21 protein-coding genes and 1 pseudogene are annotated in these 23,641 nt (G+C 58.9%); 11 read left to right on the top strand and 11 right to left on the bottom strand.

Going from position 1 to position 23,641, the window contains the following annotated elements:
- Positions 1-199: 199 nt before the first annotated feature.
- Positions 200-817, bottom strand: a complete 618-nt coding sequence (locus tag AB7535_RS26065; protein ID WP_439037150.1) for a LabA-like NYN domain-containing protein — start codon at positions 815-817, stop codon at positions 200-202.
- 124 nt (positions 818-941) lie between these two features.
- Here AB7535_RS26065 and AB7535_RS26060 point away from each other — a divergent pair, with 124 nt between their 5' ends.
- Entirely contained in the window at positions 942-1,292 is a 351-nt protein-coding gene (locus AB7535_RS26060) for a hypothetical protein (RefSeq protein ID WP_439037149.1), read from the top strand.
- A 1,188-nt stretch (positions 1,293-2,480) separates the two neighbouring features.
- Here AB7535_RS26060 and AB7535_RS26055 read toward each other — a convergent pair.
- The 5 genes from AB7535_RS26055 to AB7535_RS26035 form a co-directional block, all read right to left on the bottom strand.
- Positions 2,481-2,693, bottom strand: coding sequence for a hypothetical protein (locus AB7535_RS26055; protein WP_439037148.1), 213 nt, complete (start codon positions 2,691-2,693; stop codon positions 2,481-2,483).
- 322 nt (positions 2,694-3,015) lie between these two features.
- Complete coding sequence (locus tag AB7535_RS26050) at positions 3,016-4,212, bottom strand: MFS transporter (RefSeq protein ID WP_439037370.1); 1,197 nt, start codon at positions 4,210-4,212, stop codon at positions 3,016-3,018.
- A gap of 316 nt (positions 4,213-4,528) precedes the next feature.
- Positions 4,529-5,248, bottom strand: coding sequence for an SOS response-associated peptidase (locus tag AB7535_RS26045; RefSeq protein WP_439037147.1), 720 nt, complete (start codon positions 5,246-5,248; stop codon positions 4,529-4,531).
- Between the two features lie 3 nt (positions 5,249-5,251).
- Positions 5,252-5,701 (bottom strand): hypothetical protein, encoded by a 450-nt coding sequence (locus AB7535_RS26040; protein WP_439037146.1) that lies wholly within the window; start codon positions 5,699-5,701, stop codon positions 5,252-5,254.
- Positions 5,702-5,731: 30 nt separating this feature from the next.
- Positions 5,732-6,100 carry a hypothetical protein gene (locus AB7535_RS26035; protein ID WP_439037145.1) on the bottom strand — a complete coding sequence of 123 codons (369 nt, stop codon included), beginning with the start codon at positions 6,098-6,100 and terminating at the stop codon, positions 5,732-5,734.
- Between the two features lie 154 nt (positions 6,101-6,254).
- Here AB7535_RS26035 and AB7535_RS26030 point away from each other — a divergent pair, with 154 nt between their 5' ends.
- The gene (locus AB7535_RS26030) at positions 6,255-7,181 is read left to right on the top strand and encodes a non-homologous end joining protein Ku (protein ID WP_439037369.1); all 927 of its coding nucleotides are present in this window, start codon (positions 6,255-6,257) and stop codon (positions 7,179-7,181) included.
- Positions 7,182-7,261: 80 nt separating this feature from the next.
- The gene (locus AB7535_RS26025; RefSeq protein WP_439037144.1) at positions 7,262-7,729 is read left to right on the top strand and encodes a metallophosphoesterase family protein; all 468 of its coding nucleotides are present in this window, start codon (positions 7,262-7,264) and stop codon (positions 7,727-7,729) included.
- Positions 7,730-7,824: 95 nt separating this feature from the next.
- Here the strand turns inward: AB7535_RS26025 and AB7535_RS26020 are convergent.
- The 3 genes and pseudogenes from AB7535_RS26020 to AB7535_RS26010 form a co-directional block, all read right to left on the bottom strand.
- Positions 7,825-7,955, bottom strand: a pseudogene (locus AB7535_RS26020) (DNA polymerase IV); the annotation flags it as partial.
- A 77-nt stretch (positions 7,956-8,032) separates the two neighbouring features.
- Positions 8,033-8,668, bottom strand: coding sequence for a 2-hydroxychromene-2-carboxylate isomerase (locus AB7535_RS26015; RefSeq protein WP_283017360.1), 636 nt, complete (start codon positions 8,666-8,668; stop codon positions 8,033-8,035).
- Between the two features lie 18 nt (positions 8,669-8,686).
- The gene (locus AB7535_RS26010; protein ID WP_439037143.1) at positions 8,687-9,418 is read right to left on the bottom strand and encodes a glutathione S-transferase family protein; all 732 of its coding nucleotides are present in this window, start codon (positions 9,416-9,418) and stop codon (positions 8,687-8,689) included.
- A gap of 215 nt (positions 9,419-9,633) precedes the next feature.
- Between AB7535_RS26010 and AB7535_RS26005 the strand changes: the two genes are divergently transcribed.
- Positions 9,634-10,884, top strand: a complete 1,251-nt coding sequence (locus tag AB7535_RS26005; protein ID WP_439037142.1) for a CaiB/BaiF CoA transferase family protein — start codon at positions 9,634-9,636, stop codon at positions 10,882-10,884.
- Here AB7535_RS26005 and AB7535_RS26000 read toward each other — a convergent pair.
- Positions 10,881-11,852: a LysR substrate-binding domain-containing protein gene (locus AB7535_RS26000; RefSeq protein ID WP_283017357.1), complete on the bottom strand. Its 972-nt coding sequence runs from the start codon at positions 11,850-11,852 to the stop codon at positions 10,881-10,883. The genes AB7535_RS26005 and AB7535_RS26000 overlap by 4 nt on opposite strands.
- A gap of 138 nt (positions 11,853-11,990) precedes the next feature.
- Between AB7535_RS26000 and AB7535_RS25995 the strand changes: the two genes are divergently transcribed.
- The 5 genes from AB7535_RS25995 (at position 11,991) to AB7535_RS25975 (ending at position 17,379) form a co-directional block, all read left to right on the top strand.
- Entirely contained in the window at positions 11,991-13,274 is a 1,284-nt protein-coding gene (locus AB7535_RS25995; protein WP_439037141.1) for a CaiB/BaiF CoA transferase family protein, read from the top strand.
- A gap of 183 nt (positions 13,275-13,457) precedes the next feature.
- The gene (locus AB7535_RS25990; protein ID WP_439037140.1) at positions 13,458-14,408 is read left to right on the top strand and encodes a tripartite tricarboxylate transporter substrate-binding protein; all 951 of its coding nucleotides are present in this window, start codon (positions 13,458-13,460) and stop codon (positions 14,406-14,408) included.
- A gap of 91 nt (positions 14,409-14,499) precedes the next feature.
- The gene (gene dctP / locus AB7535_RS25985) at positions 14,500-15,522 is read left to right on the top strand and encodes a TRAP transporter substrate-binding protein DctP (protein ID WP_441279802.1); all 1,023 of its coding nucleotides are present in this window, start codon (positions 14,500-14,502) and stop codon (positions 15,520-15,522) included.
- Positions 15,512-16,102: a TRAP transporter small permease gene (locus tag AB7535_RS25980; protein WP_441279801.1), complete on the top strand. Its 591-nt coding sequence runs from the start codon at positions 15,512-15,514 to the stop codon at positions 16,100-16,102. The genes dctP and AB7535_RS25980 overlap by 11 nt, the downstream gene beginning before the upstream one ends.
- Entirely contained in the window at positions 16,102-17,379 is a 1,278-nt protein-coding gene (locus tag AB7535_RS25975) for a TRAP transporter large permease (RefSeq protein ID WP_439037137.1), read from the top strand. The genes AB7535_RS25980 and AB7535_RS25975 overlap by 1 nt, the downstream gene beginning before the upstream one ends.
- Before the next feature lie 1,178 nt (positions 17,380-18,557).
- Here the strand turns inward: AB7535_RS25975 and gor are convergent.
- On the bottom strand, positions 18,558-19,925 hold the full coding sequence (gene gor, locus AB7535_RS25970; RefSeq protein WP_439037136.1) for a glutathione-disulfide reductase: 1,368 nt from the start codon (positions 19,923-19,925) through the stop codon (positions 18,558-18,560).
- 469 nt (positions 19,926-20,394) lie between these two features.
- On the opposite strand from gor, the gene AB7535_RS25965 reads away from it, so the two are divergent.
- Together AB7535_RS25965 and AB7535_RS25960 are read left to right on the top strand one after the other, a co-directional pair.
- A complete protein-coding gene (locus AB7535_RS25965) occupies positions 20,395-21,633 on the top strand; it encodes an acyl-CoA dehydrogenase (RefSeq protein WP_354119693.1) in 1,239 nt (412 codons plus the stop codon).
- Positions 21,634-21,821: 188 nt separating this feature from the next.
- Positions 21,822-23,477, top strand: coding sequence for a thiamine pyrophosphate-binding protein (locus AB7535_RS25960; RefSeq protein WP_439037135.1), 1,656 nt, complete (start codon positions 21,822-21,824; stop codon positions 23,475-23,477).
- Positions 23,478-23,641: the final 164 nt, after the last annotated feature.

Here is a 23,641-nt window from a genome sequence, read left to right as displayed (position 1 = left end):
TGCAACCGCAGATTCGTCGTCGGTCGCCGGCAGGCATGCGACGCTGGCAGCATATTTTGCGTCTCGGAGGGGAAGCCGATGCGCCTGGCATTGCCGTATCTCGGAATTGGTTTATGCGCGTCGCTGACTGCTTGGATGTCGGTGATGCTGTTCTGTTGAAGTGGTTCTGCCGCAAATTCATCGATGCGGGCGACCCTTACTAGCCAGGAGGGTCGTTTCCTTTCGGCTCTTGTAAGAGTTTCGGCATCCGTCCACGCGGTTCGCGATCACGTGGGGCAGGGCGCTCGGATGGGACGCGGCCAAGCTTCGACTGCAGCTCGACGAGATCGGTAAAGACGTCGGCCTGGCGGCGCAGCTCGTCGGCGATCATCGGCGGCTGGCTGGCGATAGTGGAAATCACCGTGACTCGCACGCCGCGGCGCTGCACGGCTTCGACCAGAGAGCGGAAGTCGCCATCGCCCGAGAACAGCACCATCTGGTCGATGTGTTCGGCGAGCTCCATGGCGTCCACCGTGAGCTCGATATCCATGTTGCCCTTGATCTTGCGGCGGCCGGATGCATCGACAAACTCTTTAGTCGCCTTGGTGACGACCGTGAACCCGTTGTAGTCCAACCAATCGAGCAGGGGACGCATCGAGGAAAACTCCTGATCCTCGATGACTGCGGTGTAGTAGAATGACCGAAACAGTTTCCCGCGGCTCTGAAATTCCTCCAGCAGGCGTTTGTAATCGATGTCGAAGCCCAGAGTTTTCGCCGTCGCGTAGAGATTGGCCCCATCGATGAAAAGCGCAATCTTGTTAGTCGAAGCGGATGACATGACTTGCGGGCTTTCCAGAGAGCCGATTTAGGTCTTCCGATAGACCAGCAATTGAACGAAGGACTACGAGACGCAGGAAAAATAATTTAAGCTTCAAGCAATCGCATGGCGAGGAGGAACTCCGTTGCCACCAAAGAAGTTAGCCCATTTAAAATTCTTGAGTAATGTGGCTATTTTAGGTGGTCGTTTTTGGAGTATGCGTCTCATGAGCGATGTGGATTTTCCTGTCTTTGATAGTTCGATCACACGGCGCGGGCGCGGCTGGCGTTGGTGTGTTTCTGGCGAAGCGGGTAAAATCGTCCTGCAGGGTACTGAGCGCAGCCGACCAGCGGCACAGTATATGGCTGCACGAGCGACTTTTTTGCTGCTCCTCACCGCGCCGTACTGGAGACCCAGCAATGTGCTGCTTCCGGTTGACGGATACCCGGTTAAGCCAATTCCCACCGTGCGCCCGAACTCAACTGGCCTGAGATAGCCAAAGGTCGAGTGCGCTTGGATGCTCTCGGACTCTCGACGACGGGAGAAGGCTCTCCATCGCGGTGTTCATGAGAGTGCTCTTAGATCTACCATTGCAAGGACCAATTCGTTGATTAGAAAAACCGCCTCCGGTGCGTAAGCGCTTGGAGTTTTTGCGTCTGCGAGAACGAACGACGCCGGCAGCGGTATCACGTCGTACTCAAATGCCACCCCTCGGGGTTATTCTCCTCGAACCGTTTCTGCGGCGTCGTGGACGAAGACGTCATTGATCCCTCTTCAGCTTGCAGGGTATTTGGAACGGATCGGACTTCCTGCGGGTTAAGCGCGACAACCTGGGAGTTTGCCGTGAAACTAATCCTACTATTAGCAACCGGTTTGGTTGTCTCTATTGCTGCTGCGTCGGCGCAGCCCGCCGGCTCACCAAGCGGACGTGGGGCGGTCAATGGTGATCCGGCAGCCAGCTCGACGGCGCCGAGCAGAGACCCGCGTGGCACCACCGGCATGTCGCCTGGTTCGAGTAGCGGAAGTGGTACGTCCACTTCTGGTGGCAAAGACGACAATGGAGATCAGGGTCGAGACAAAATGCCGGACAGCAACAAGACGGTCCGGCCCGAGAACCAGCAGCCGGCAAAGCCGCACTAGCGCTAAAGTTCTCGCGTGGATCGACTCTCATCGAAGTTTTGGCGTCGCAATTCGGAAGGAGCAAGCGACCTCAGCTTGGGAAGGGTGATGAGCCGAGCCCGCTTGAGCTTCGGAACGGAGGCGAATCCAACCGACGCTCAGCGAGGGTAGGCGGCATCCATTCCCACGCATGGTCCGCTTGTGAACAACGCCGCGGCGATGCTAGCGCTCGTGCTTTACGTCTCGTGAATGTCCTCCGTCTTGCGCGAAGGGCCTTACGCTGAAAGCTACCGAATTTCGATAGGCTTCGGTATTTCAACGGGGGTGTGCTTGGCGTCACCCAAAACTATGTTGCCGCGCTCTGAGCGAGTCTGGAAATGACTGGCCGCCGCAACAAGGTCAATCCGCCTATCCTCATCTGCCAAGAATGTAGGCGACCGATGGTGTATCTCGCTACACTTCCGAAGATTGCTAGCCTGCCCGCTGTACACACTTACTTGTGTCTACCATGCCAGCGGGTCGATAGCATTACGTTGAAGTAGGGCCGACGCAGGCATCTTTTAAGCTAGCTGTCCTGGCACCGAATGCCGAAATTGTCGCAGATCAACGCAAAGGCTTCCTTCGCCTTTGCATCCTCAAAGCAGAAGCGAGTGCCGATGTCTGCGCGATCGGTCCACCACCCCAATTTGCTGCCCTTCGCAATGCGAGCAGCCTCTCCGCGCAGCAAATCCAACCGTTTTCCAGCCGCGTGAACGACTAAGCAATTTTCCTTTGTCATGAATGCGGTCCTCAAAAATGAAGCAACGACACCATTTTGATTCCGAAAAAAAAGGAAAATAGTGTGGCGGCTGGGGTGCTAGAACGAAGGCCGCACCAGGGGGACTGCTGCGACCTCATTCTCGAAAAAATTCGGGTGAAATGATCTAAGTGAAATATGCAGCCATCCCCGGTGATCAACAACCTACCGCAGCTCGGTCGCAGCGCAATGTCAGCTAGGTCACACCTGGAAACCTATTTAATGCGCAGGCACGACTTGCTCTGAAGCCCTTCGCATAGGCAGTCTGGACTGCTTCGTCGCGCGCTCCTCGTCATGACAATCCCTAATAATTCTTGACGGCCGGGCTAAACACCAGCCACAGCGCGATTGACACCAGCCCAAAGCAGCCGAGCAGCAGGAAGGTCGGGCCGTAGCCGATCCATTGCGCGATCCAGCCGCCGAGTGCGGGACTGAGGCTTGCGCCGATCCCCTGCACGGTGATCACGGCTCCCTGGCCGAGATTGATGCGGCCGCTGCCGTTGAGCGAGCGCGCGACCATGCCCGGGACAGCGACAGTCTGCAGTCCGGTCCCGATGCCGTCGAGCACCTGCATTGGTACAACACCCCACCATCCCATGACGAAGAAAGCGAGCACGCCGCGAACAGGCAGCATCGTGAAAGAGACCAGCAGCACTGGCCAGTAGTTGCGCTTGCCCGCGACTTGCATGCCGACTAGCGATGTCGCGATCATCACGCCCTGCGCGATCACCACCGTGATTGCTACGAAGCTCGGACCGTCGGCCTGTGCTTCTGCGACGGCCGCAAGGCCATAGAGCGGGACGATCGCGGCGTTGCCGAGATGGAAGATTGCGAGCGCCAGCGCAAGCACGAGCAGCGGCTTGTGCTTGAACAGGATGGACAGACCACTCGGCGGGCTATCCGGATCGTCCTCCTTGCCGCCGCGCGCGGCGCGATCGTCGATCGCCTTGGCCGGGATCATCAATACGCAAGCCACCGCGATGGCGCCAAAAATCGCGGCGAGTACGAACACGGTCACGTAGCCGAATTTGTAACCGAGATAGCCCGACAGCGCCGCGCCGACCATGTTGCCGGCATGGTTGAATGCCTGGTTGCGTCCGTTCAGCGCATTAAAGCCTTTTTGATTAGCGATGCCGAGCGTGATGCCGGTTACTGCCGGCACAATCGCGGCACTCGCCAGCGATTGCGCAACCTGCGAGAACGTCACCGCCCAGAAATTCTGTGAGATCAGGATGATTGCGGATGCCAGAACGACACAGATGCCGGGGATGACGACCCACAGCCGCTTGTTGCGGCTAGAATCGATGAAGCCGCCGATCGGTGTCGTTACCAGCATGCCCGCGACATTGCCGATCGTCATCGCGGTGCCGATCAATCCGGTGGCCCAACCACGCTCCTGCAGGAATACGCCCACGAACGGCCCGATGCCCGACTGCATGTCGGCCATGAAAAAGTTGACGGCGTAGAGGGGCCAGATGCGGGAAGGGGAGCGCGATATCATAGAGAGGCCGAGCGTGAAGCTGCCGATCGAATAGAGTCTCGCGCAAGCGGACATGGCCCGCCGATGGCCGGAGCGGACTGGAAAATAACCTGTGCCCATCATGTTAGTTCCGCCGACCTTGGCGATTAGAGTGCAACGACGTCACCTCGCTAATGCCTCGCGCTCATTTCTGGATCTCTGCCATGCCTCTCTGGACCTGCGCGGACCCTCCCATGCGCGGTCCGTTTCCCGGCGAGAGGTTAGCTTATGGCGGCGAGCTCGAGGAGCTTCCGCGCGGCGGCCTTGGGTCCGGCGTTGGGACGTTCCCCGACGAGTTTTATATTGCGGCCAAATCTTCTTTCACGCCACGTGCCACGATTCGCAACGCGCCGTCTGCAAGCGGACGCTGAAGTTCTTTGGCTTCATCCCAAGGCGCCTTCATCCAAGTCTCAACTTCGCCCGGCGTGGTCAAAACAACGGGCATCGCTTTCGGGTGGGCGGCGTATACCTCGGCGTTTGGCTCGGTGGTGAGAAATCCATAGAGGTCGTTGGTTGTCTCGCCTTCCTTGACCTTTCGCACCGAGGTCCAGTTTGCCCAGATGCCGGCGAAGCAGGCGAGCGGGCGGGTTTCGTCGAGCGCGAACCAGATGTCGCCGCCTTCGGCTTTGTTGAACTCGCTGAAGCTGGTGAACGGCACCAGACAGCGATTGTCCGGCCCGAGCCAGCGCTTCCAGTGGCCGCTATTTGTGTTGCGAATGTTGGTCGTGCCGCTGTCCGGCTCCATGCGGAGCAACTCCTTGAAGTCCACCGTTTTGCCCTTGGCCTCGAGTTTCTGGGCACGTTTCTTTGTCGCCTCCATAAGAGCCTTCGAGGACGAAGGCATTCCCCATCGCGCCATCACGATCTCGCGTCCGTCCGGGGCATTGCGGACGATCGGCGCTGGGTAGTCCGGGAAGATGCCCGGCATCGTCGGCAGGTTTCCGACGCGGCTGTTCAGCGCCCCGAACAACCGGCGGATCGCATCTACGTTCTTGGTCATCGAATAGAGATTGCACAAAGGTCAAGTCTCCGAAGCGGCTTGGCGGGCGCGCGGCGTCAGTTGCAGAAGCGTGGCGGAGGGCCGTCGGCCGGCCTTAGCACATTTGCTGCAGCGGAGACGGCTGGCGAGGTCGTGGACCAGCGTGGTGGGCGGATGGCGCAGTGCCGCCAGATCGACGCCTCGTCGAGACTTGCACCGCGGGCACTCGATCTCGAGCCAGGCGTAACCGCCGTTGATGGCCTGATCGACGGTCGGCGATGGGTCGATCGACCCGCCGTCAGCCCACATCCTTTCGTTCCACGATTCGCAGAGCAGCTTGTCGGCCTGTCGGATGAGGGCCTCGCCCTTGGCGCGGGCTTCGGCAGACTGGCCCGCGAGAATCGTCGTCATCGTGCGCGCCCTTCCCAATTCCTTGGTGAGCGCCTTGCGGTCGCCGCCGCTGAGGGGCGTCGGGTGATGCTTCGGTGCCATGGCAGCATGTTCCCCGCCGCGCCCCGGCGACTACTCGAACGAAGGCCAGCAGCCGTCTTCCTCGTGGCGCCCGGTCCGCTGCGTGCAGGTATTGTCCAAGAGCCGCCGCCCGACACCCTTCCAGAGTGCCTCACGACCATAAAGGCGGACGGCATCGACCTTCTGAATCTCGACGACCCTGCCGCAGCGCCGGCACCCCACCCTCAGAATATGTTGAGGAATCTGGCTCAGTCGCAGCGCCCCTTCGGAGGGGCCAGACCTGCTCTCTACCCGAGGGTCGTCCAGAAGCGCCTGCCAGTATTCCGGCGGCAGATCAGCTTCCGGAGCCAATCCGGGCTCCCGAGGCACGTTTCTCCCGACAAGAGCGGCCATCTTATCCATCTCCTTCGGGTTCGGCATGCGCCAGCTCGCGGCCTCAATAGAACATAACAGGAACAAAAGAGTCGATAGCCGGCGGGAAAAATATCCTCGTGGGAGCCCGTCCACGCTGTCGGAACCATGCCCTCCCGTTCGTCTTGAATCCGAGCCGTCCCGAACTGGAGTTCTGCGTACCATGGCCCCGCGCGCCAACTGGAAAGGCTTCTTGCGTCTGTCGCTTGTCACCTGTCCGGTGGCTCTCTACCCGGCGACATCTGAATCCGAGAAGATCTCCTTCAATCAGCTCAATCGAGCGACCGGTCACCGGATCAAATACTTGAAGGTCGACGCCGATACCGGTGACGAGGTCGCGAACGAGGACATCGTCAAGGGCTACGAACTCGACAAGGGACAGTACATCGAGGTCACCAAGGAGGAACTCGATGAACTGGCGTTGGAGTCGACCCGGACCATCGAAATCGATGAGTTCGTCGACAGGTCCGATATCGACCCGCGCTACTTGATCCGACCCTACTATCTGACGCCGGATGGCAAGATCGGCCACGACGCCTTCGCAGTGATCCGCGAGACCATCCGCGAAATGGACAAAGTCGCGATCGGCCGAGTCGTGCTGACAAACCGCGAGCACATCATCGCCCTCGAACCTATGGATAAGGGGCTCGTTGGCACGCTGCTCCGCTATCCATATGAGGTGCGCAATGAGCAGGAGTATTTCGACGAGATCCAGGACGTCAAAGTCACCAAGGACATGCTCGATCTCGCAAGGCACATCGTCAACCAGAAGACCGGCACGTTCGACCCAGGGAAATTCGAAGATCACTACGAGACCGCGCTGGTCGACCTGATCAACCAGAAGCGCGCAGGCAAGACCAGCCGCCCGAAGGAACGGCCCAAAGGCGAAAACGTGGTCGATCTGATGGAGGCGCTGCGGCAGAGCGTCGGTCGGGAGGCTGCGCCGGCGAAGGCAGCAAAGCCCGCCAAGAAGCCGCGCAAGGCGGCGGCGGGCCAGACAGAGATGCTGATGACGATCCAAGGCAAGAAGCCGGTGAAGGAAGCAGCGGCGAAGAAACCCGTGACGGGCCAGCGGCGGAAGTCGGCTTAGGCGGTTGATGTCCGGGGCACCGCGGTGCATCAGGAAGCCGCGGCCCAACGCGCGATAAAGTGCTTCAACCGGACGGTTCGATGACCTTCACCATCGGCATCATCTCGGATACGCACGGCCTGCTCAGGCCGGAGGCTCTTCGCATGCTGGCCCATGTCGACCACATCATTCACGGCGGCGACATCGGTGATCCCGAGATCATCACCGCGCTGCGGAGAATTGCCCCCGTCACGGCGATCAGAGGAAACGTGGATACGGGCGAGTGGGCCACCGAATTTGCCGAAACCGAGTTCGTGCGGCTCGCCGGACGGCTGTTCTACGTTCTGCACGACCTCAACACCTTGCAGGTCGATCCCGTAGCTCAGGGCATCGATGTCATTGTTTCGGGCCACTCCCACGTGCCGAAGATCAATACCGTAGACGGCTTGCTCTACCTGAATCCCGGCAGTGCTGGGCGCCGACGCTTCAAGCTACCGATCACGCTTGCGCGCCTCGAAATCGCTCCCGACGGTCTGAAACCAATCATCCACGATCTGGATGTTGGATAGGCCGCGCCGCCGCACGTCCAGTCAGGCAAAGCTTTCGGAGCCGTTTCGGCCACTGAGCCACAGGCCGCATCCATAGGCAGCGCCAGATGGGGATCGAGCTGAGGCTCGACATCGTCGTTCACCAGCGTTTGCAGCGATGACAGCGACACGCCCAGAAGGCGAACCGACTTCGGGAAGGGCATCTCGGCCTGCAGCAGGCTATCGCCAAACTCTCCAAGTTGTCCCGGCTCGGCCGCGCAGAAGAGGATCGTCCCACAGGAACTGTCTGGACGCGACGATGGTCGTTCATTGGAGCGTATTGGATCACACCGCCGCTTGGGATGTTGATCGTCGAGCGCGAGGAGGCGTGGGCGAGGTTAGCTCGTCGTCAATGAACTCCATGCGATCCTTACCCCAGAACATTTGCTCTCCGACAAAGAAGGTCGGCACGCCAAACACGCCGCGTTCAAGTCCCCGGTCGGTTTCTGCGATTAGTTCGTCCTTGATCTCATCGCTCTCGACCAATCGCTCAAATTCAGCCGGATCTACGCCCAGCTCGACAGCGATCGGCGTGAGCCCGGCAAGCTCCCCGACGGACGCGTCGTTTCGCTCCCAATAGGCCGCAAAGATCTTCTCCATGAATTCCCATTCCTTGCCCAGGCGGCGCATCGCAAGCGCACCTCGCAAAGCCGGACTCGTCTTCATCGGGAATTTCGTAGGCATTTGGAAAGGCAGATTGTAGCGCCTGGCCCACCTCATCAGATCGATTTTGCGTGAGCGCAGCTTGACTTTTGGTTCCTCCATCAGGACGTAATTCTGTTTTCGAAAGACGTATCCGAGATTAAAGGGGTGGGGTACCACCGTTGCATCGTGCTTCTTCGCGACAGGCTTGATCAGATGGAGGGCAAAATAGCTGTTGGTGCTACCGAGGTCCCAATAGAATTCAATGATCTTTCCCACGAGGGTGTCTCCGCTTGCTTATCTTATCGCTTTATCGTCTGAGGAGATCTCAGACCCGGCGAACTGTTTGTTTCCAAAGAGATTGTCCCACGCAGCTCCTGTCGGCGGCTTCTTGTTCTTTTCAAACCGTTCCTTCAGTACCGCCAGACCGCGTTGCACAGCAGGTCGCGCCCGGACTGCGCTGTACCACCGCTGTACCGAGGGATAGCTCTCGAGCTCCTGCCCCTGAAACTTGTGGGATCGCAGCCATGGATAAGTCGCCATATCGGCTAAGGAGTATTCGCCGGCGAGGTACTCGCTTTCTGAGAGTCGCCGTTCCAGAACGCGGTACAGCCGCGCCGCTTCAGAGGTAAAGCGATCTACGGCGTAGGGAATTTTTTCCTTCGCGTACTCTCTGAAGTGGTGCGCCTGGCCAAGCATCGGTGCCATACTCGCGGCCTGGAATGAGAGCCACTGCAGCACCTCGTAACGTTCCTTCATGTTGGCCGGCATAAAGCGGAAGCCGCTTTTTTCAGCCAGATACATCATGATCGCGGCAGACTCGAACAGCGCGTATGGTGTTCCGTCCGGGCCGCTTGGGTCGACGATCGCCGGAATCTTGTTGTTCGGGCTGATCTTCAGGAATTCCGCGTTGAACTGCTCCCCCTTGCCGATATGCACGGCTTCAACTTCATAGGGAAGTCCGAGCTCTTCGAGCAGAATCGAGATCTTGTACCCGTTTGGGGTCGGCCAGAAATAGAGCTTGATCAATCCAGGCTCCTCCATTCGTGTTCTGCCGGCACGTTAGGCACCAGGATTGTCACAGTCCAAGACGATGAACGACATAATTCAGTCGTGAAACAACTTGGCGACGTGCGGTCCGACAGGTCGCAAGTCGTCTTGATCAAGTTGCCGTCCGTATTGGACCAGGCTGCGGTCGCGACCTATGCCTAGGCATTCACATGCTGCGAACGGGAGCGCTAGAAATGACCACGAGCGGTGCCTTGCCAATGCTTTCGGGCCTCAAGGTCATTGACATCACGCAGTTCGTCGCCGGCCCGACTGCATCGCGCGTCCTTGCGGAGCTGGGGGCGGACGTCATCAAGGTGGAACTTGCGCCCTACGGCGATCGATCGCGTGTCCAGGGTGTGAAGCCAAAGGAGGCGCCCGAGAACGCAGCTCCTTACAGCACGTACTTTTTTCAGCATAACCATTCCAAGCGCGGAATCGCGCTGGATTTCAAGAACGAGCGCGCACGGGAGATTTTGAAGGGCATGATCTCAAAGGCTGATGTTCTCGTTGAGAACTTCAGCCCAGGTGTGATGGCCCGCGCAGGGTTGTCATATGAGGAGCTCAAGAGGCTGAACCCTGGTTTGGTAATGTGCTCCATTTCTTTCGCTGGTCAGACTGGCGAATTGAGCGAGAAGCCCGGATATGACTACATCGGACAGGCATACGCCGGGGTCACGGGGATGATCGGCGAGGCCGATGGCAGTCCGGCCCTGGTCACCATGGCTATTGGGGATGTGTCAACGGGAATGTCGGCTGCGTTGGCAATTGTCACGGCGCTGTTCCACCGCGAGCGGACCGGCGAGGGGCAGCATGTCGAGAGCTCCCTGCTGGACACCTACTTCCACATGCATGAAGCAAGCATTCCAAGAGTGTCGAAACTAGGCAATGAATATGTTCAGCGGCGCACGGGATCACAGCATCCGGACGGCGGTCCCACGGGCATCTTCAGATGTGGAGACGGCAAGTACATAACCTTGATGTCTCTGGCGCATCAGTGGCCGCAGCTGGTTCAGGCTCTTGAATTGCCCGAGCTGCTGGACGATCCCCGCTTTGCGAGCGCGAGTGCCAGGCGAAAGAACAATGATCAACTAAAGGATATTCTTGAAGGCTGGCTTGCGTCGGTCGGTCCACGCGACGAATGTCTTAAGAGGTTGGAAAAGCGCCGGATCCCTGTCGCGCCGGTGCTGGATCTGAATGACGTGATCGAGCTCGATCATCTGAAGTCACGGAAGACAGTGCGAACGGCAATTGACCCCCTGTTGGGCGAGTTCAAAATACCTGGAATGCCTGTCCGTTTTTCGGGCTGGCAACCCCCATCGCGTCTCGCGGCGGCGCGGCTTGGCGAGCACAACGCCGACGTGCTTCGGGAATATGGCCTGTCGGACGACGAGATTGCCGACCTGCATGACAAGAAGATCTTTGTCAGGGATAAAGCGCTCGGCTAACGAGGCCTGCGTGTACGCCGGACCTTTCCGATGGCTTCCGTGGCGTCGCCACCCGACGCGGGGGCCGATGTCTTTGGCCTCAGCCGTGAAGCTTGCTGGAACAGGTGCCGAACGAGAGAAGACCGGTCGTCCCAGCGTTTGGCGAGCCAGACCGCGGTCTGAGCCTTGGGATCCCGGAGCGGTAAAAACTTGAGGCCGTCCAGTGAAAGTCGCCTGAGGGATTCGGGCAAGACCGAAATACCCATTCCCGCCGCGACCAGGCCCATCATCGTCGGCGTTGCATTTGCCTCCTGCACTACGTTTGGAGTGAAGCCGGCGTCCCTGCATAAGTCGACTATCTTTTGATAGAGCCCGCTGCCGATTGATTTAGCGTAAAGCACCATCGGCTCTGGCGCCAGGTCGGCCACGGACAGGTCGTCCTGCCTTGAGGCCAACGGATGGTCCAGTCGCATGACGGCCATCAGTCGTTCGCGTGCAATCTCGATCGACTGGATCGAGGCTGGCCTGGGCTGCAGTGGCCGGACAAAGCCGAGGTCGAGGCGACCATCAAGAATTGCGTCCACCTGCTGATAAGTTGGCATCTCCTGAAGGACGAGGTCGACGTCAGCGTGCTTCGTTCGGAAGTCGAAAATGAGCTTCTGAAACCCTTCGACGAACGGTGCAGATCCGAAAAAGCCGATCTTGACCTCGCCCAGCTGACCGCGATGGATCCGCTCGGCGCGCACCGCCGCGTTCTCCACGCGTTCGAGGACTTCATGGGCTTCTTTCAGGAAGAGCTTGCCGGCATTCGTCAGTTCTACGCGTCTGTTCGATCGCTCGAAAAGGCGGGCGCCTATCTCCCGCTCCAGCGCCAGAATCTGCTGGCTCAGCGGGGGCTGCGAGATACCGAGACGGTTTGCTGCTTTACCGAAATGAAGGTCTTCGGCAACCGCGACAAAATAGCGTAAGTGCCTCAATTCGATGTTCATCCGAACAACGTATCAGAAAAATCAGTATCCCAAAGGAGGATACAGCATTCGTTGTACATATCGAACGTGAGCTAATTGGTATTGGACGCTTGAGGACCCTCTCGCGAAAGTGACCGCGTTGTGTTTGAGGGGTGAGCAGTGGTCTCCGAAGAAAGGCTTTCCAACGCGTCGAGCGTTGCCGAAGGAAAGAAGCCGCCCATTCTTCGCGGCGTTCGCGTCCTCGATCTCAGCCGGTTCTTGTCCGGGCCGCAAGCTACCCTGTTCCTGGCCGGAATGGGCGCGGAGGTCATCAAGATTGACGAGCCGCGGGGAGGGGACCCGACCTTCACGGCGCCTCCATATTTCGGACCTCACGGGGTCGCGCTCGACCGTCGGTCATCGGAGGATCTCGGAATCGCCTATCTGAAGAGAGCGCGAGGGAAGAAGTCGATAAGTCTGGACCTCAAAAGTGCCGAGGGCCGCGAGGTCTTCCTTAAGCTCGTTCGAGAAGCCGACGTACTCGTGGAGAATTTCAAGGTCGGGGTCACAGCGCGGCTTAACATTGAGTACGAGACGCTTCGCGCCACCAATCCTCGGCTGATCTACTGCTCGATCACTGGTTATGGATCCACCGGGCCTGAGCGCCACCGCAAGGCGTTCGATTTGATGGTGCAGGCTGCAACCGGCATGATGAGCATCACGGGCGATCCTGCCGGACAGCCGAGCAAGACCGGTGCATCCTTGTCCGACGGCATTGCGGGAACATTCGCTCTAGCCGGCATTCTTGGTGCCCTCTACCAAAGGCACGAAACGGGTCTGGGGCAATTCATCGATGTGTCGATGGCGGACTGCCTGCTTTCCCTCATTTTCGACGAGCCCTTCGACTGTTATGGCGATCTCGGGCTCGCCCATCGCCAGGGCAACCGCATCGCAAGGTTCTCGCCGTTCAACACGTATCGAGCGGCGGACGGGGCGATAGCCATCGGCGCCGGAACAGGCGCCGACTGGACCAGGCTGTTGAAGACCATGCAGCGCGAGGACCTTCTTGGTGTGCCCGAATTCATGGATCCAGGTTGGCGTATCGAGAATAACGCGCGGGTTGATGCGGTCGTAGGACATTGGGCGGCATGTCTTCCAGTTGACGAGATCATCAGGCTCCTGGACGAGGCAGACATTACATGCGGTCCGATCAGGACCATTGAGGATGTAGTCGCCTGGGATCAGTTGCGGGTGCGAGGCATGCTGAAGCCGGTTCGCAATCCACATGTGCCGGGAGCCGAAGGCCCGCTCGCCGCGGGGTTCCCCCTGAAATTCAGCGAAGCGGATGCTACGCACGACCCGCGCGTGCCGGTGCCGCGCGAGCACAACGCCGAAATCTACGAAGGGCTCCTTAAGTTGTCGAGGGAGCAACTTGCAGGATTAACCAGGGCGGGGATCGTCTAGTTCAGGATCGACAACGCCGAAGAAGTTGAGAACAAAAGTCGAAAGGGGAAGCGCATGGCGAGATCGATATCGGACCCGGAAAATTGCTTCTCAAAGGCAGCTCGGCGGGTTCTCGCCCCAGGTGGATCTATGCCGTCGACGCGATGTCAGCAACAGGGATATTGGAGCGGGATATTGAGGATAATGCCCTCGGCGCTCGTATCATTGTGCCTCGTCGTGGAGGCGGCCGCTGCGCAATCATATCCGAGCCGCCCGATTACAATGATAGTCCCTTATGCGGCAGGGGGACCAACGGACACCGTTGCGCGAGTTGTCGCCGACGCGATGGGCCGCGATCTGGGACAACGAGTAATCGTCGAGAACGTCGCTGGGGCAGGAGGCACTATCGGGACGACGAGGGCGGCAAGATCCGACTCGGGCGGATACACGCTGCTTCTCAATCATATCGGAATGGCAACCGCGCCGACCCTCTATCCCGGATCCATCGATCCACTTGCATCTTTCGAATTCGTTGGACTGGTTGCAGATGTGCCGATGACGATTGTGGCCCGACGGTCGTTTCCTCCGAACTCGCTGAAGGAGTTGATTGACTACACTGCCGAGCAAGGGGAAAAGATTACGTACGCGCATGCGGGAGCCGGAACGGCATCGCATATCTGCGGCGTCCTGTTTGCATCTGAAACGGGAGCCCGGCCGATCACCATTCCTTATAAGGGGACCGGACCCGCAATGATCGACCTGCTCGGTGGACAAGTCGATTTCATGTGCGATCAAACGACCAATACGACCAATCAGATTCAGTCGGGAGAGATCAAAGCTTATGCAGTGACCACCTCACGTCGGATACCCGCCTTGTCCAACGTTCCGACCGTCACCGAAGCAGGCCTCGCCAAGATGGAACTGACGGTATGGCATGGAATCTACGCTCCCAGGGGAACGCCACCCGAGGTGACACAAAGGCTCACATCGGCGCTAAAGACTGCTCTCCTCGCCAGTACTGTTGTCGAGCGATTTCGCCAGCTCAGCGCGCTCCCGGTTCTTGCGGAGAACGCTTCACCGGATGCCCTCAAGGCGAAGCTTACAGCGGAGATCCAGCGCTGGAAGCCCATGCTCGATAAAGAGGCGGCTAGATGACGGACAGGTGCGCCGCAGGGCCTTGGCGGGTCGTCTAGCGCCGCTCAAACGACGAATAAAAACGTAACCAAAGACGCAAGAGGAAACATAAGTGATCACGCGAAGAGGTTTCGCGGTCGGGATAGCTGCGGCCGCAATTTCATCCCCGTTTGTCCAATCTGCACGAGGGTCCGATGCTCAACGGCTGAGATGCTCTCTCGACTCGCCGTTGCACCACGCGAGGACGAGGGCGATCACCGACTTCTTTCAGTCTCTCGAGATGCGCTCAGAAGGGCGGATTAAAGGCGAGGTATTTCACAGTGGCCAGCTGTTCTCCGATGCAGATGTTGCCAAGGCATTGGTACAAGGGCAAGTCGAGATGGCCGTTCCAGGCACATGGATCTTGACCTCGGTTCTTTCGGATGCAGATTTCCTGAACCTCCCCTCGCTCTATGGGCGCGACATCGGCGCGATACATCGTCTCGTCGACGGTAAGGCCGGAGAGAATCTCAATCGGCAGATCGGAAAGAAACTCAGGTCGGAGGTCGTAGGCCAATGGTTGGATCTTGGATTCTTTAACTGGTACACGACGCGGCGCCCGCTGAGCTCTCTCGCATCGTTGAATGGTGCCAAGATCCGTAACTCCGGCGGCGTGGGTCAGGCCTGGCGTGCCCGGTTCGTTGGGGCAATTCCGAATACGACGCCGCTCCCGAACGTGCCGCTCGCGTTGTCTCAGGGAACTTTCGACGGTATTGCGACAACGAACGAGACTGTCGCCAGCATGAAGCTGTGGGATGCCGGGATCCGCTTTGCGCTCGAGGACCATCAGTTCCTCGGCGTTTACGTTCCCATCGTGAGCAACGCCTTTGTCGATAAACTCTCGGCTGCGGATAGAGAACTATTCAAGACCGTGTGGGCGGAAAAGATAGGGCAATATCGTACCGATATGGCCGAAGCCCAGGCTGCGGCCCACGAAACGCTTGTCAAGAACGGCGTTTCCATTGTTACGCCGTCCACAGCGGACAACGATGCCGTGCGTGCGAAGATGATGGAGCATCACAGCGAAGTAGCCGCCGCATTGAAGATTTCGCCGGAAGTTCTCCAACTCGTTATGGCCGAAATCAATGAAAAGTAGTCGTGATTGGGGTGCGTTGGCTCGCGTCGAAAAATGGTGCAGCTGGCTGGAGCAGGTGGTTGTCGGGGTGCTGGGACTGGCCGCTCTGGCGTTCTGCGTCGTCCAGGTGATCGGTCGTTACGTCACTCCGCACCACGCCATGTCCTACGCCGAGGAGGCGATCGTATATCTCCTCGTGTGGGCGGTCATGATTACCTCGAGCCAGCTGGTCCGGCGCAACGCGCATGTGAGATCAGATCTCGTGTTGCGTCTGCTTTCGCAGGGGCAGCAACGCGTGCTCGAGATATTTAACTGTGTCGTCGCGCTGTTATTCCTGATCGGTCTCTCCTGGTTTGGATGGCAGGTGGTGGAGACATCCCTGCTGCTCGACGAACGCAGCTCGAGCGTGCTGCAATTCCCCATGTGGGTTTACTATGCAGCTCTGCCCACCGCGGGCGTGCTGATGACGGTCAGATATCTGGTGCGGCTGGTCACTTTCCTGTTCTTCTACGAGAGCTCGCTCCTGAGCGCTGGACATATCCCCCAGCATGAATCCACTCTGCTTGCCGGCGACGGCGAAATCCAAGCGGTTCGAACCTGATGCCCGTCGCTGTATTCTTCGTCACGTTTTTCGGCCTGCTCGCGTCTGGTCTTCCGATCTTTCTGGTCCTCGGCATCTGCGCGGCTGCTCTATTCGCGATTTCGTCTCAGCCGCTGATCGGAACGGCGCAGCTGATCGTGGATCATCTGAACTCGCCAACCTTGATGTCGCTCCCATTGTTCGTGATGGCCGCGACATTCATGCGGGTGGGAGGTGTCGCGCAGGCGTTGGTCAACCTTGCGGTGGCGTGGTTGGGGGGATTTCGGGGGTCACTCGGAATCGTTACGGTCGTTTCGTGCACGCTCTTTGCCGCTATCTGCGGATCGAGCGTCGCAACGGCGCTGGCTATGGGAACGATCCTGCTACCCGCGATGATCGAGCGCGGTTATCCGCGGTCGTTTGCTCTGGGCGTAATCGGCGCCTCGGGGACAATCGGAATTGTGGTACCGCCAAGCCTCGCGCTGATTCTTTACGGGATCGTCGCAGACCAATCCGTACCTCGGCTGTTCGTGGCGGGAATTTTGCCGGGCCTGCTGCAGGCTGCGGCCTTTATTCTCTGGGTCATGTATGACGCCAGGCGTCGCAATTTTCCAACAGAGCCGGCCATACCCTTTCGGGACCGGGTCCGAATGACCCTTCACGCCGTTCCCGCACTGACGATGCCGGCGATCGTCGTGGTGGGCATCTATGGTGGCCTCGTGACAGTTACGGAAGCAGCCGCCTTGTCCGCGGTGACGGCCATGGCCGTTTCGCTCCTCTACTATCGGGGGTTTCGTTGGGATCAGACTCTTTCAGTGGTCGCGGAGGCGATGCGTAGTGCAGCTGCGATCATGTTGATCGTCGCCAGTGCGTTGGCTTTCGGTCATTGGGTAGCGGAATCGGGCCTGCCTGACCGGTTGGTTACCTTCACCCTTTCCAAAGGATTGTCGACCTGGGAGTTTCTACTGGTCATAAACCTCCTGCTGCTCGTGCTTGGATGCTTTCTCGAGGTGATGGCGACGCTCTTGCTCATTCTGCCAATACTGGCTCCCGTGCTGAAGCCGTTGGGTGTGGACCCGATCCATTTTGCGATCATTTTTACCCACAATATGGAGATCGGACTGATTCATCCTCCGGTCGGACTTAATCTATTTGTGCTGGCGACGATCTCAAACGCTCCGGTCGGCGAGGTGATCAGGGGAATATTGCCATTCCTGATCCTTTTGTTGATTGTTCTTGCGATTATCACCTACCTTCCGTCCTTAACGATGTTCTTGCCCAACTACATATTTGGTTGAGGACGGGTGCTGGAGCGGTAGCAGGGACTTGCCAGCTACAATGCAGAGGACGGCACGTGACCGTGGTGCGGCGGCAGGGCTCTCTATAGAGTCGTGGTGTGGAACGGGTTTTGCTCGAGCTGTGGACGTCTCATTGCGGCATCGCATGGATCGGGCTGCCCGGGCAGCATGGATATTGCCTCGGCTCTCTGGTTGTGTCGCAACCCGACGACGCGAACTCAACGATTCCAAGTTCGGCGGCAGGCCGGACTGGCCATCCATTGATCGCATCATCTATCCGATTGTTTCGCCAGGTTTCCGAGTTAAGCGGGAAGGGCGGTAGAGTTAGCGCAAAGCAGGAACGAGCTTATTCGCGCTTACGCCTTACCAGCTACATCGGTCACGCGCTGACCGCAGCGAAAGTGTCAGCACTGCAAGACTGGTCCAGACCCTGGGATTAACTGGACATTCGGCGCTTGCGGCTCTGCTTACGAGTTCGTCGCGGATAACGGTTCGTCGACTGCCACATCCCGACACCTGTCCGAGCCTCCCATTCTTCGTCGAACGCACGGTTACCTGCGCATGTACGCGGCTATCCCGCTTTTCGCCGGCACATCGTCTTCGGCCAGAGTGGGGGCTCTGGATGGGCGTGAAGCGTGGCAGGCAGTTCGACTGCTCCGCGCGCCTTCGGACTTCACTTCAATCGCCTGGCAAGTCCCAACGCATTCGGGTGTGCTGAACTCATCGCGGAATGCCTGTCCGTGCCGAACGTCCAGGTGATGGCTCAGGCAGTCTTCCAGCCTATCGAACATGAGTTAACGCGTATTGGACTGTTGATGCGGCCAGGGTGACAGTGATGCCACGTTCTGACGTCGATGCCATCGTTTACGCAACGCAGCTCAACCGCGCGCAATGTGGATCAGCTCAGCAACTCATAATCGGAATGCTGGCTTTATCCTCGACAACGTGGGCGCCGGGAAGGCCGCAATAGAGGCCGTCGCCCTTCGGGCGAGCTCAGTGTTCCTCCCTGGCTCTGTGTTCCTCCCTGACTGTCCCGCCTCTGAAGAGGCGGGACTTTTTTTCAACAGTACCGCGTCCATAAGGCCATGACATCATCCAGGGGCGGTCAAAGAGCTGAGGGAATGCCCTCGGCTCTTCTTCTGCACGACACCTATTCCGGAGTTCGGCCCGAATGCTGATCAGTGGGTCGCGACCGGTGTACGTATCGTGACCAACTCCTCCGCTGCCGTGGGGTGCACGGCGAAGGTGGCGTCAAAATCAACCTTGGTCGCATTCATTTTCACCGCAATTGCGATCCCCTGAATGATTTCGGCGGCGTTGTCACCAACGATGTGACAACCGAGCACGCGGTCGCTCACACCGTCGACCACGAGCTTCATCAGCACGCGGGTGTCGCGGCCGGACATCGTCGCCTTGATCGGGCGAAAGTCGGTCTTGTAGATGTCGACGCGGCCGAACTGCGCCCGTGCCTGTTCCTCCGTGAGGCCGACGGTGCCGACCTCGGGCTGCGAGAACACTGCGCTCGGGATCGACGCATGATCGACCTGCACGGGCCGCTTGCCGAACACGGTATCGGCGAAGGCATGACCCTCGCGGATCGCGACCGGGGTCAGATTGGTGCGGTGGGTGACATCGCCGACCGCATAGATGTTGTCGACCGAAGTCTTCGACCAGTCATCGACTTGGATTCCGCAATTGGCTGGATTGATGGCGACGCCGGCGGCCTCGAGCCCAAGATGGGCGACATTGGGATGCCGGCCGATCGCGAACAGCACCTGGTCGGAGGCGATGCTCGAACCATCAGACAGATGCGTGGTGAGGTCACGGCCGTGCTTGTCGACCTTCGCCACCGTGCAGCCGGTGATGATGGTGATGCCCTTCTTCTCCATCTCGGCGCGCACATGCTTGCGCACGTCCTCGTCGAAGCCGCGGAGGATGTTCTCGCCGCGGTAAATCACGGTCACATCGGAGCCATAGCCATTGAAGATGCCGGCGAATTCCAGCGCGATGTAGCCGCCGCCCTGAATCACGATCCGCTTGGGCAACTCCTTGAGGTGAAACGCCTCGTTCGACGAGATCACGTGCTCGATGCCGGGAACGGCCGGTCCATGATTGGGCGCGCCGCCAGTCGCGATCAAGATGTACTTCGCGGTGACCTTCTTGCCGGTGGTGAGGCGGACCGTGTGTGAATCCTCTAGCACCGCGCGGGTCTTTACGATCGTGACGCCGGACTTCTCGACATTGTTGGTGTAGGCGAGCTCGAGGCGAGCGATCTCCTTGTCCTTGTTGGCGATCAGAGTCGTCCAGTCGAACGAGACCTGACGAATGGTCCAGCCAAAACCTGCGGCATCCTCGATCTCGTCAAGGACATGACTGCCGATCACGAACAGCTTCTTCGGCACGCAGCCGCGGATCACACAAGTGCCGCCTATGCGGTACTCTTCGGCGATCATAACCCTGGCACCATAGCCGGCGGCGACGCGGGCGGCGCGTACCCCGCCGGATCCACCGCCAATGACGAACAAATCGGTATCGAAATCAACCATGAGAATCTCCAGCGTTGAGTGAAGATGGCCTCCGGATCAAGTGATCGAATTTCCGGAGACATTGTTTTGACGGACCTCGGAGTGTCAGGTCGCTCCGAAATTGCCTCCGAGAGGGAAGTCGAATGCAAACCCGCAAATCCGGTCACCGCGCCACAATTGTTGAGGCAAGCGACGGCACCTGGGGGCGTGAGCGAAGACGCGAATGGCGTTGCCAAGAATCATGACCTCGTCAGGCTTGTCCGCGCGGCGCTATGGCCGAGACGCGTTAGTCCAGGACGGGCGGTAACTCGATGAAGATGACTTGCTAAAAGCCAGAAATCTAAGTCGTTAGACGTCTGAAATGTGTCTTTGATCGTCTTGGAATGCCGGTGCTGCCTGGCCTACGGTTCATCCTACAGAGAACGGTATCGGCAGTTCGCATAGCGATGTCGAGCTGGATTGCATCTAGCCAATAGCAGAGAAGCAGAAAATGGACCGACCCTCGCGACTGGGACATTCGTTGTCTGAGGCTGGTGCCGGGCTCGAGGTCAGGTCGCACATTCAGTGGGATGACCCGTTCCTGCTTGAGCGGCAGCTCACTGAAGACGAGCGAATGATCCGCGACACCGCGCGGGCGTATGCGCAGGAAAAGCTGCTACCTCGTGTAACCGAGGCCTATCTGGACGAGAACACTGATCGGGAGATATTCCGGGAGATGGGGGAGCTAGGGTTAATCGGTGTCACATTTCCGGAAGAGTATTGTTGTGCCGATGCCGGATATGTGTCCTACGGGCTGGTGGCTCGCGAGATCGAGCGTGTCGATTCCGGCTATCGCTCGATGAACAGTGTGCAGTCGTCGCTCGTGATGTATCCGATCTATGCCTATGGCAACGAGTTTCAACGAACCAAGTATCTCCCGAGGCTCGCGACGGGTGAATGGGTCGGATGCTTTGGTCTGACCGAGCCCGACGCGGGATCCGATCCGGGCGGGATGAAGACGCGTGCCGAAAAAGTCTCGGATGGCTACCGGCTGATCGGCTCGAAAATGTGGATCTCGAACTCTCCCATCGCGGATGTCTTCGTCGTCTGGGCGAAGTCGGCGGCTCACGACAATCAGATTCGCGGGTTTATCCTCGAGAAGGGGATGGCGGGCCTTTCAGCACCGAAGATCAAGGGCAAGCTCTCGCTTCGTGCCTCGATTACAGGCGAGATCGTCATGGACGGCGTGGTGGTTCCTGAATGCGCGCTTTTGCCCAACGTCTCCGGTCTCAAGGGGCCTTTCGGCTGTCTCAACCGGGCGCGCTACGGCATCTCGTGGGGTGCGATGGGGGCTGCGGAAGACTGCTTTCATCGTGCGAGGCAATACGTCCTTGACCGCAAACAGTTCGGCCGGCCGCTCGCGGCCACTCAACTGGTGCAGAAGAAACTCGCCGATATGCAAACTGAAATTGCGTTAGGTTTGCAGGCGTCCTTGCAGGTGGGGCGCCTGATGGATTCGGGCCAGATGGCCCCGGAGATGATCTCCATTGTCAAACGCAACAATTGCGGCAAGGCACTCGACATTGCGCGCGTTGCCCGCGACATGCACGGTGGCAACGGGATCTCCAGCGAATTCCAGGTCATGCGTCATGCCCAGAATCTGGAGACGGTGAACACCTACGAAGGCACCCACGACGTGCATGCGCTCATTCTGGGGCGCGCTATCACAGGTCTTCAGGCCTTTTCGTGAAAAGCCTGACGGGACCGTCTGCTAACCATTTGGGATCTGAAGGATGACACCAGGCAAACGGGAGATAGCTAGCGAAAGCGTGTCGGGTAAGCCAGCGAGCGTCTAAACCGTGTGGCGCTGCTCGCGTTGCACCAAAAATTATCACCTCGGCGTCCTTTCCGGTGATTAAACGAGGGGAGAAGCTCGTCATGAAGAATACGTTACGCGGCGCGGATGTTGTTGCACAGTCGCTGCAGCGTTTGGGTTGCAAAAGAATATTCACCCTATCGGGCAACCATATCATGTCGGTCTTCGACGCGGTTCTGGAGACGGACATCGAATTGGTACATGTCAGACATGAAGCGGCGGCAGTCCACATGGCTGACGGATGGGGACGCCTTACCGGGACTCCTGGCATCGCAATGGTAACCGGCGGCCCGGGACATGTGAACGCTGTAGGAGCTCTTTTCGCAACGCGCGCGGCGGAGTCGCCGATGGTGCTGCTCTCAGGGCACGCTGCCACGTGGGAACTGGGGCGAGGTGGCTTCCAGGAGCTTCGACAGGCAGAAATGGCCGCGCCGGTCACCAAAGCCTCGTGGACCGCAACGTCCACAGCTACGCTCGGCCAGGACATCGCAAGGGCGATACGGATTGCAAGGGAGGGCCGGCCTGGCCCGGTACATATCAGTGTGCCTTCCGACCTGCTTGATGAGGTGATAGACGCGAGCGCGATCTCATGGCCGCAAGTGCAAGCAGAAGTGGCGGCGCCAGACCTTCCGCCGGCAATCGCCGACAGCGTGATCGCTGCCATCCACTCGGCCAGACGACCGATCATCTTTGCGCCACCTCAACTCTCGAACGCTGGCGGTCGGGCTCTTCTTTCCGATCTGGAGGCGGCAACAAATGCGCCAGTCGTCATACTGGAAAGTCCACGAGGGCTTGCCGATGCCGGTCTCGGCGCCTTTCAGGACTTGATCACCAAAGTCGATCTGGTGGTGCTCCTGGGTAAAGCGCTTGACTTTACTACGCGTTGGGCAGCCGCGCCCGACTATCGGAGCGATGTGCGCTTGATCGCCATCGACCCCGAGGCGGCGCTGGCGGAGCGCGCCATGAAGGAAGCAGGCGATCGGCTCATCGTCGGGTGCGTGGCGGACGCCAAACTCGCAGCAAGGACGATTATCGCACGGGCCGCATTCTCGGAGCCTCGCGGCAAGGAGTGGCTCAGGGAAGCTCGCGCGGCGATCGACAATCGGCCCGCTGAATGGGCTTCCGTCGTTTCCTCGAAGCCGGGCCGGTTGCATCCGGCGGAGCTTTTACGCACGTTGCGACCTTACGTCGAACGCTGCGATGATGCAGTCCTCGTCTGCGACGGCGGCGAGATCGGTCAGTGGGCGCAGAGCATCCTGCCGTTGCGCCAGAGAATGATTAATGGAGTGTCCGGGTCGATCGGAAGTTCGCTGTCACTGGCTCTATCGGCCCGCTACTTTGAACAGAACGCGCCAATATTCGTCGTACTCGGCGACGGAACGATCGGCTTCCATCTGGCAGAGTTTGAGACCGCAGTCAGGCGGAGTTTGCCGTTTGTTGCCATAGTAGGCAATGACGCGTGTTGGAATGCCGAGAGCCAGATTCAATTCAGAACTTACGGCGCTGACCGAATGCATGGTTGCGATCTGACGCCCGCACGCTACGACCTTGTTGTGGCAGCGCTAGGTGGTCATGGAGAATTCGTGGAACGAATGGAGGACCTGGCCGCTGCAATCGAGCGCGCGCTTGAGAGCGGCAAACCCGCTTGCATCAACGTCATGATCGAAAGCGTAGGGGCGCCGAATATTCGATTGACTGAGAACGATCGGCTGCGTTGAGACGCCTTCATCGCCGCTGGAAATGTCAGTGCCCGAATTGGCGGAACGGTACATTGCCTGTTGATGACGGGCAGCTATTCAACCGCGAGCGGTGCATGTCCCTTTCGTGATCCGGGTGGGCTCGTAAGGTCCTATGCACGACACTTGGAAAGGGCACGGGGGCC

This window comes from Bradyrhizobium sp. 956_D2_N1_4 (assembly GCF_052076025.1).
Classification (GTDB): domain Bacteria; phylum Pseudomonadota; class Alphaproteobacteria; order Rhizobiales; family Xanthobacteraceae; genus Bradyrhizobium; species Bradyrhizobium barranii.
Note: the sequence above shows the minus strand (reverse complement) of the source record. Positions and strands in the feature narration are given on the sequence as shown.

Bases quoted from the DNA above. Each gene is read 5' to 3' on its own strand.
- gor (WP_439037136.1), bottom strand. From the start codon at position 19,925: ATGGTTGATTTCGATACCGATTTGTTCGTCATTGGCGGTGGATCCGGC.
- AB7535_RS26035 (WP_439037145.1), bottom strand. From the start codon at position 6,100: ATGCCGAACCCGAAGGAGATGGATAAGATGGCCGCTCTTGTCGGGAGA.
- AB7535_RS26025 (WP_439037144.1), top strand. From the start codon at position 7,262: ATGACCTTCACCATCGGCATCATCTCGGATACGCACGGCCTGCTCAGG.
- AB7535_RS25975 (WP_439037137.1), top strand. From the start codon at position 16,102: ATGCCCGTCGCTGTATTCTTCGTCACGTTTTTCGGCCTGCTCGCGTCT.
- AB7535_RS26030 (WP_439037369.1), top strand. From the start codon at position 6,255: ATGGCCCCGCGCGCCAACTGGAAAGGCTTCTTGCGTCTGTCGCTTGTC.
- AB7535_RS25990 (WP_439037140.1), top strand. From the start codon at position 13,458: ATGCCCTCGGCGCTCGTATCATTGTGCCTCGTCGTGGAGGCGGCCGCT.
- AB7535_RS26055 (WP_439037148.1), bottom strand. From the start codon at position 2,693: ATGACAAAGGAAAATTGCTTAGTCGTTCACGCGGCTGGAAAACGGTTG.
- AB7535_RS25965 (WP_354119693.1), top strand. From the start codon at position 20,395: ATGGACCGACCCTCGCGACTGGGACATTCGTTGTCTGAGGCTGGTGCC.
- AB7535_RS25980 (WP_441279801.1), top strand. From the start codon at position 15,512: ATGAAAAGTAGTCGTGATTGGGGTGCGTTGGCTCGCGTCGAAAAATGG.
- AB7535_RS26040 (WP_439037146.1), bottom strand. From the start codon at position 5,701: ATGGCACCGAAGCATCACCCGACGCCCCTCAGCGGCGGCGACCGCAAG.
- AB7535_RS26000 (WP_283017357.1), bottom strand. From the start codon at position 11,852: ATGAACATCGAATTGAGGCACTTACGCTATTTTGTCGCGGTTGCCGAA.
- AB7535_RS26050 (WP_439037370.1), bottom strand. From the start codon at position 4,212: ATGATATCGCGCTCCCCTTCCCGCATCTGGCCCCTCTACGCCGTCAAC.
- AB7535_RS25960 (WP_439037135.1), top strand. From the start codon at position 21,822: ATGAAGAATACGTTACGCGGCGCGGATGTTGTTGCACAGTCGCTGCAG.
- AB7535_RS26065 (WP_439037150.1), bottom strand. From the start codon at position 817: ATGTCATCCGCTTCGACTAACAAGATTGCGCTTTTCATCGATGGGGCC.
- AB7535_RS26005 (WP_439037142.1), top strand. From the start codon at position 9,634: ATGACCACGAGCGGTGCCTTGCCAATGCTTTCGGGCCTCAAGGTCATT.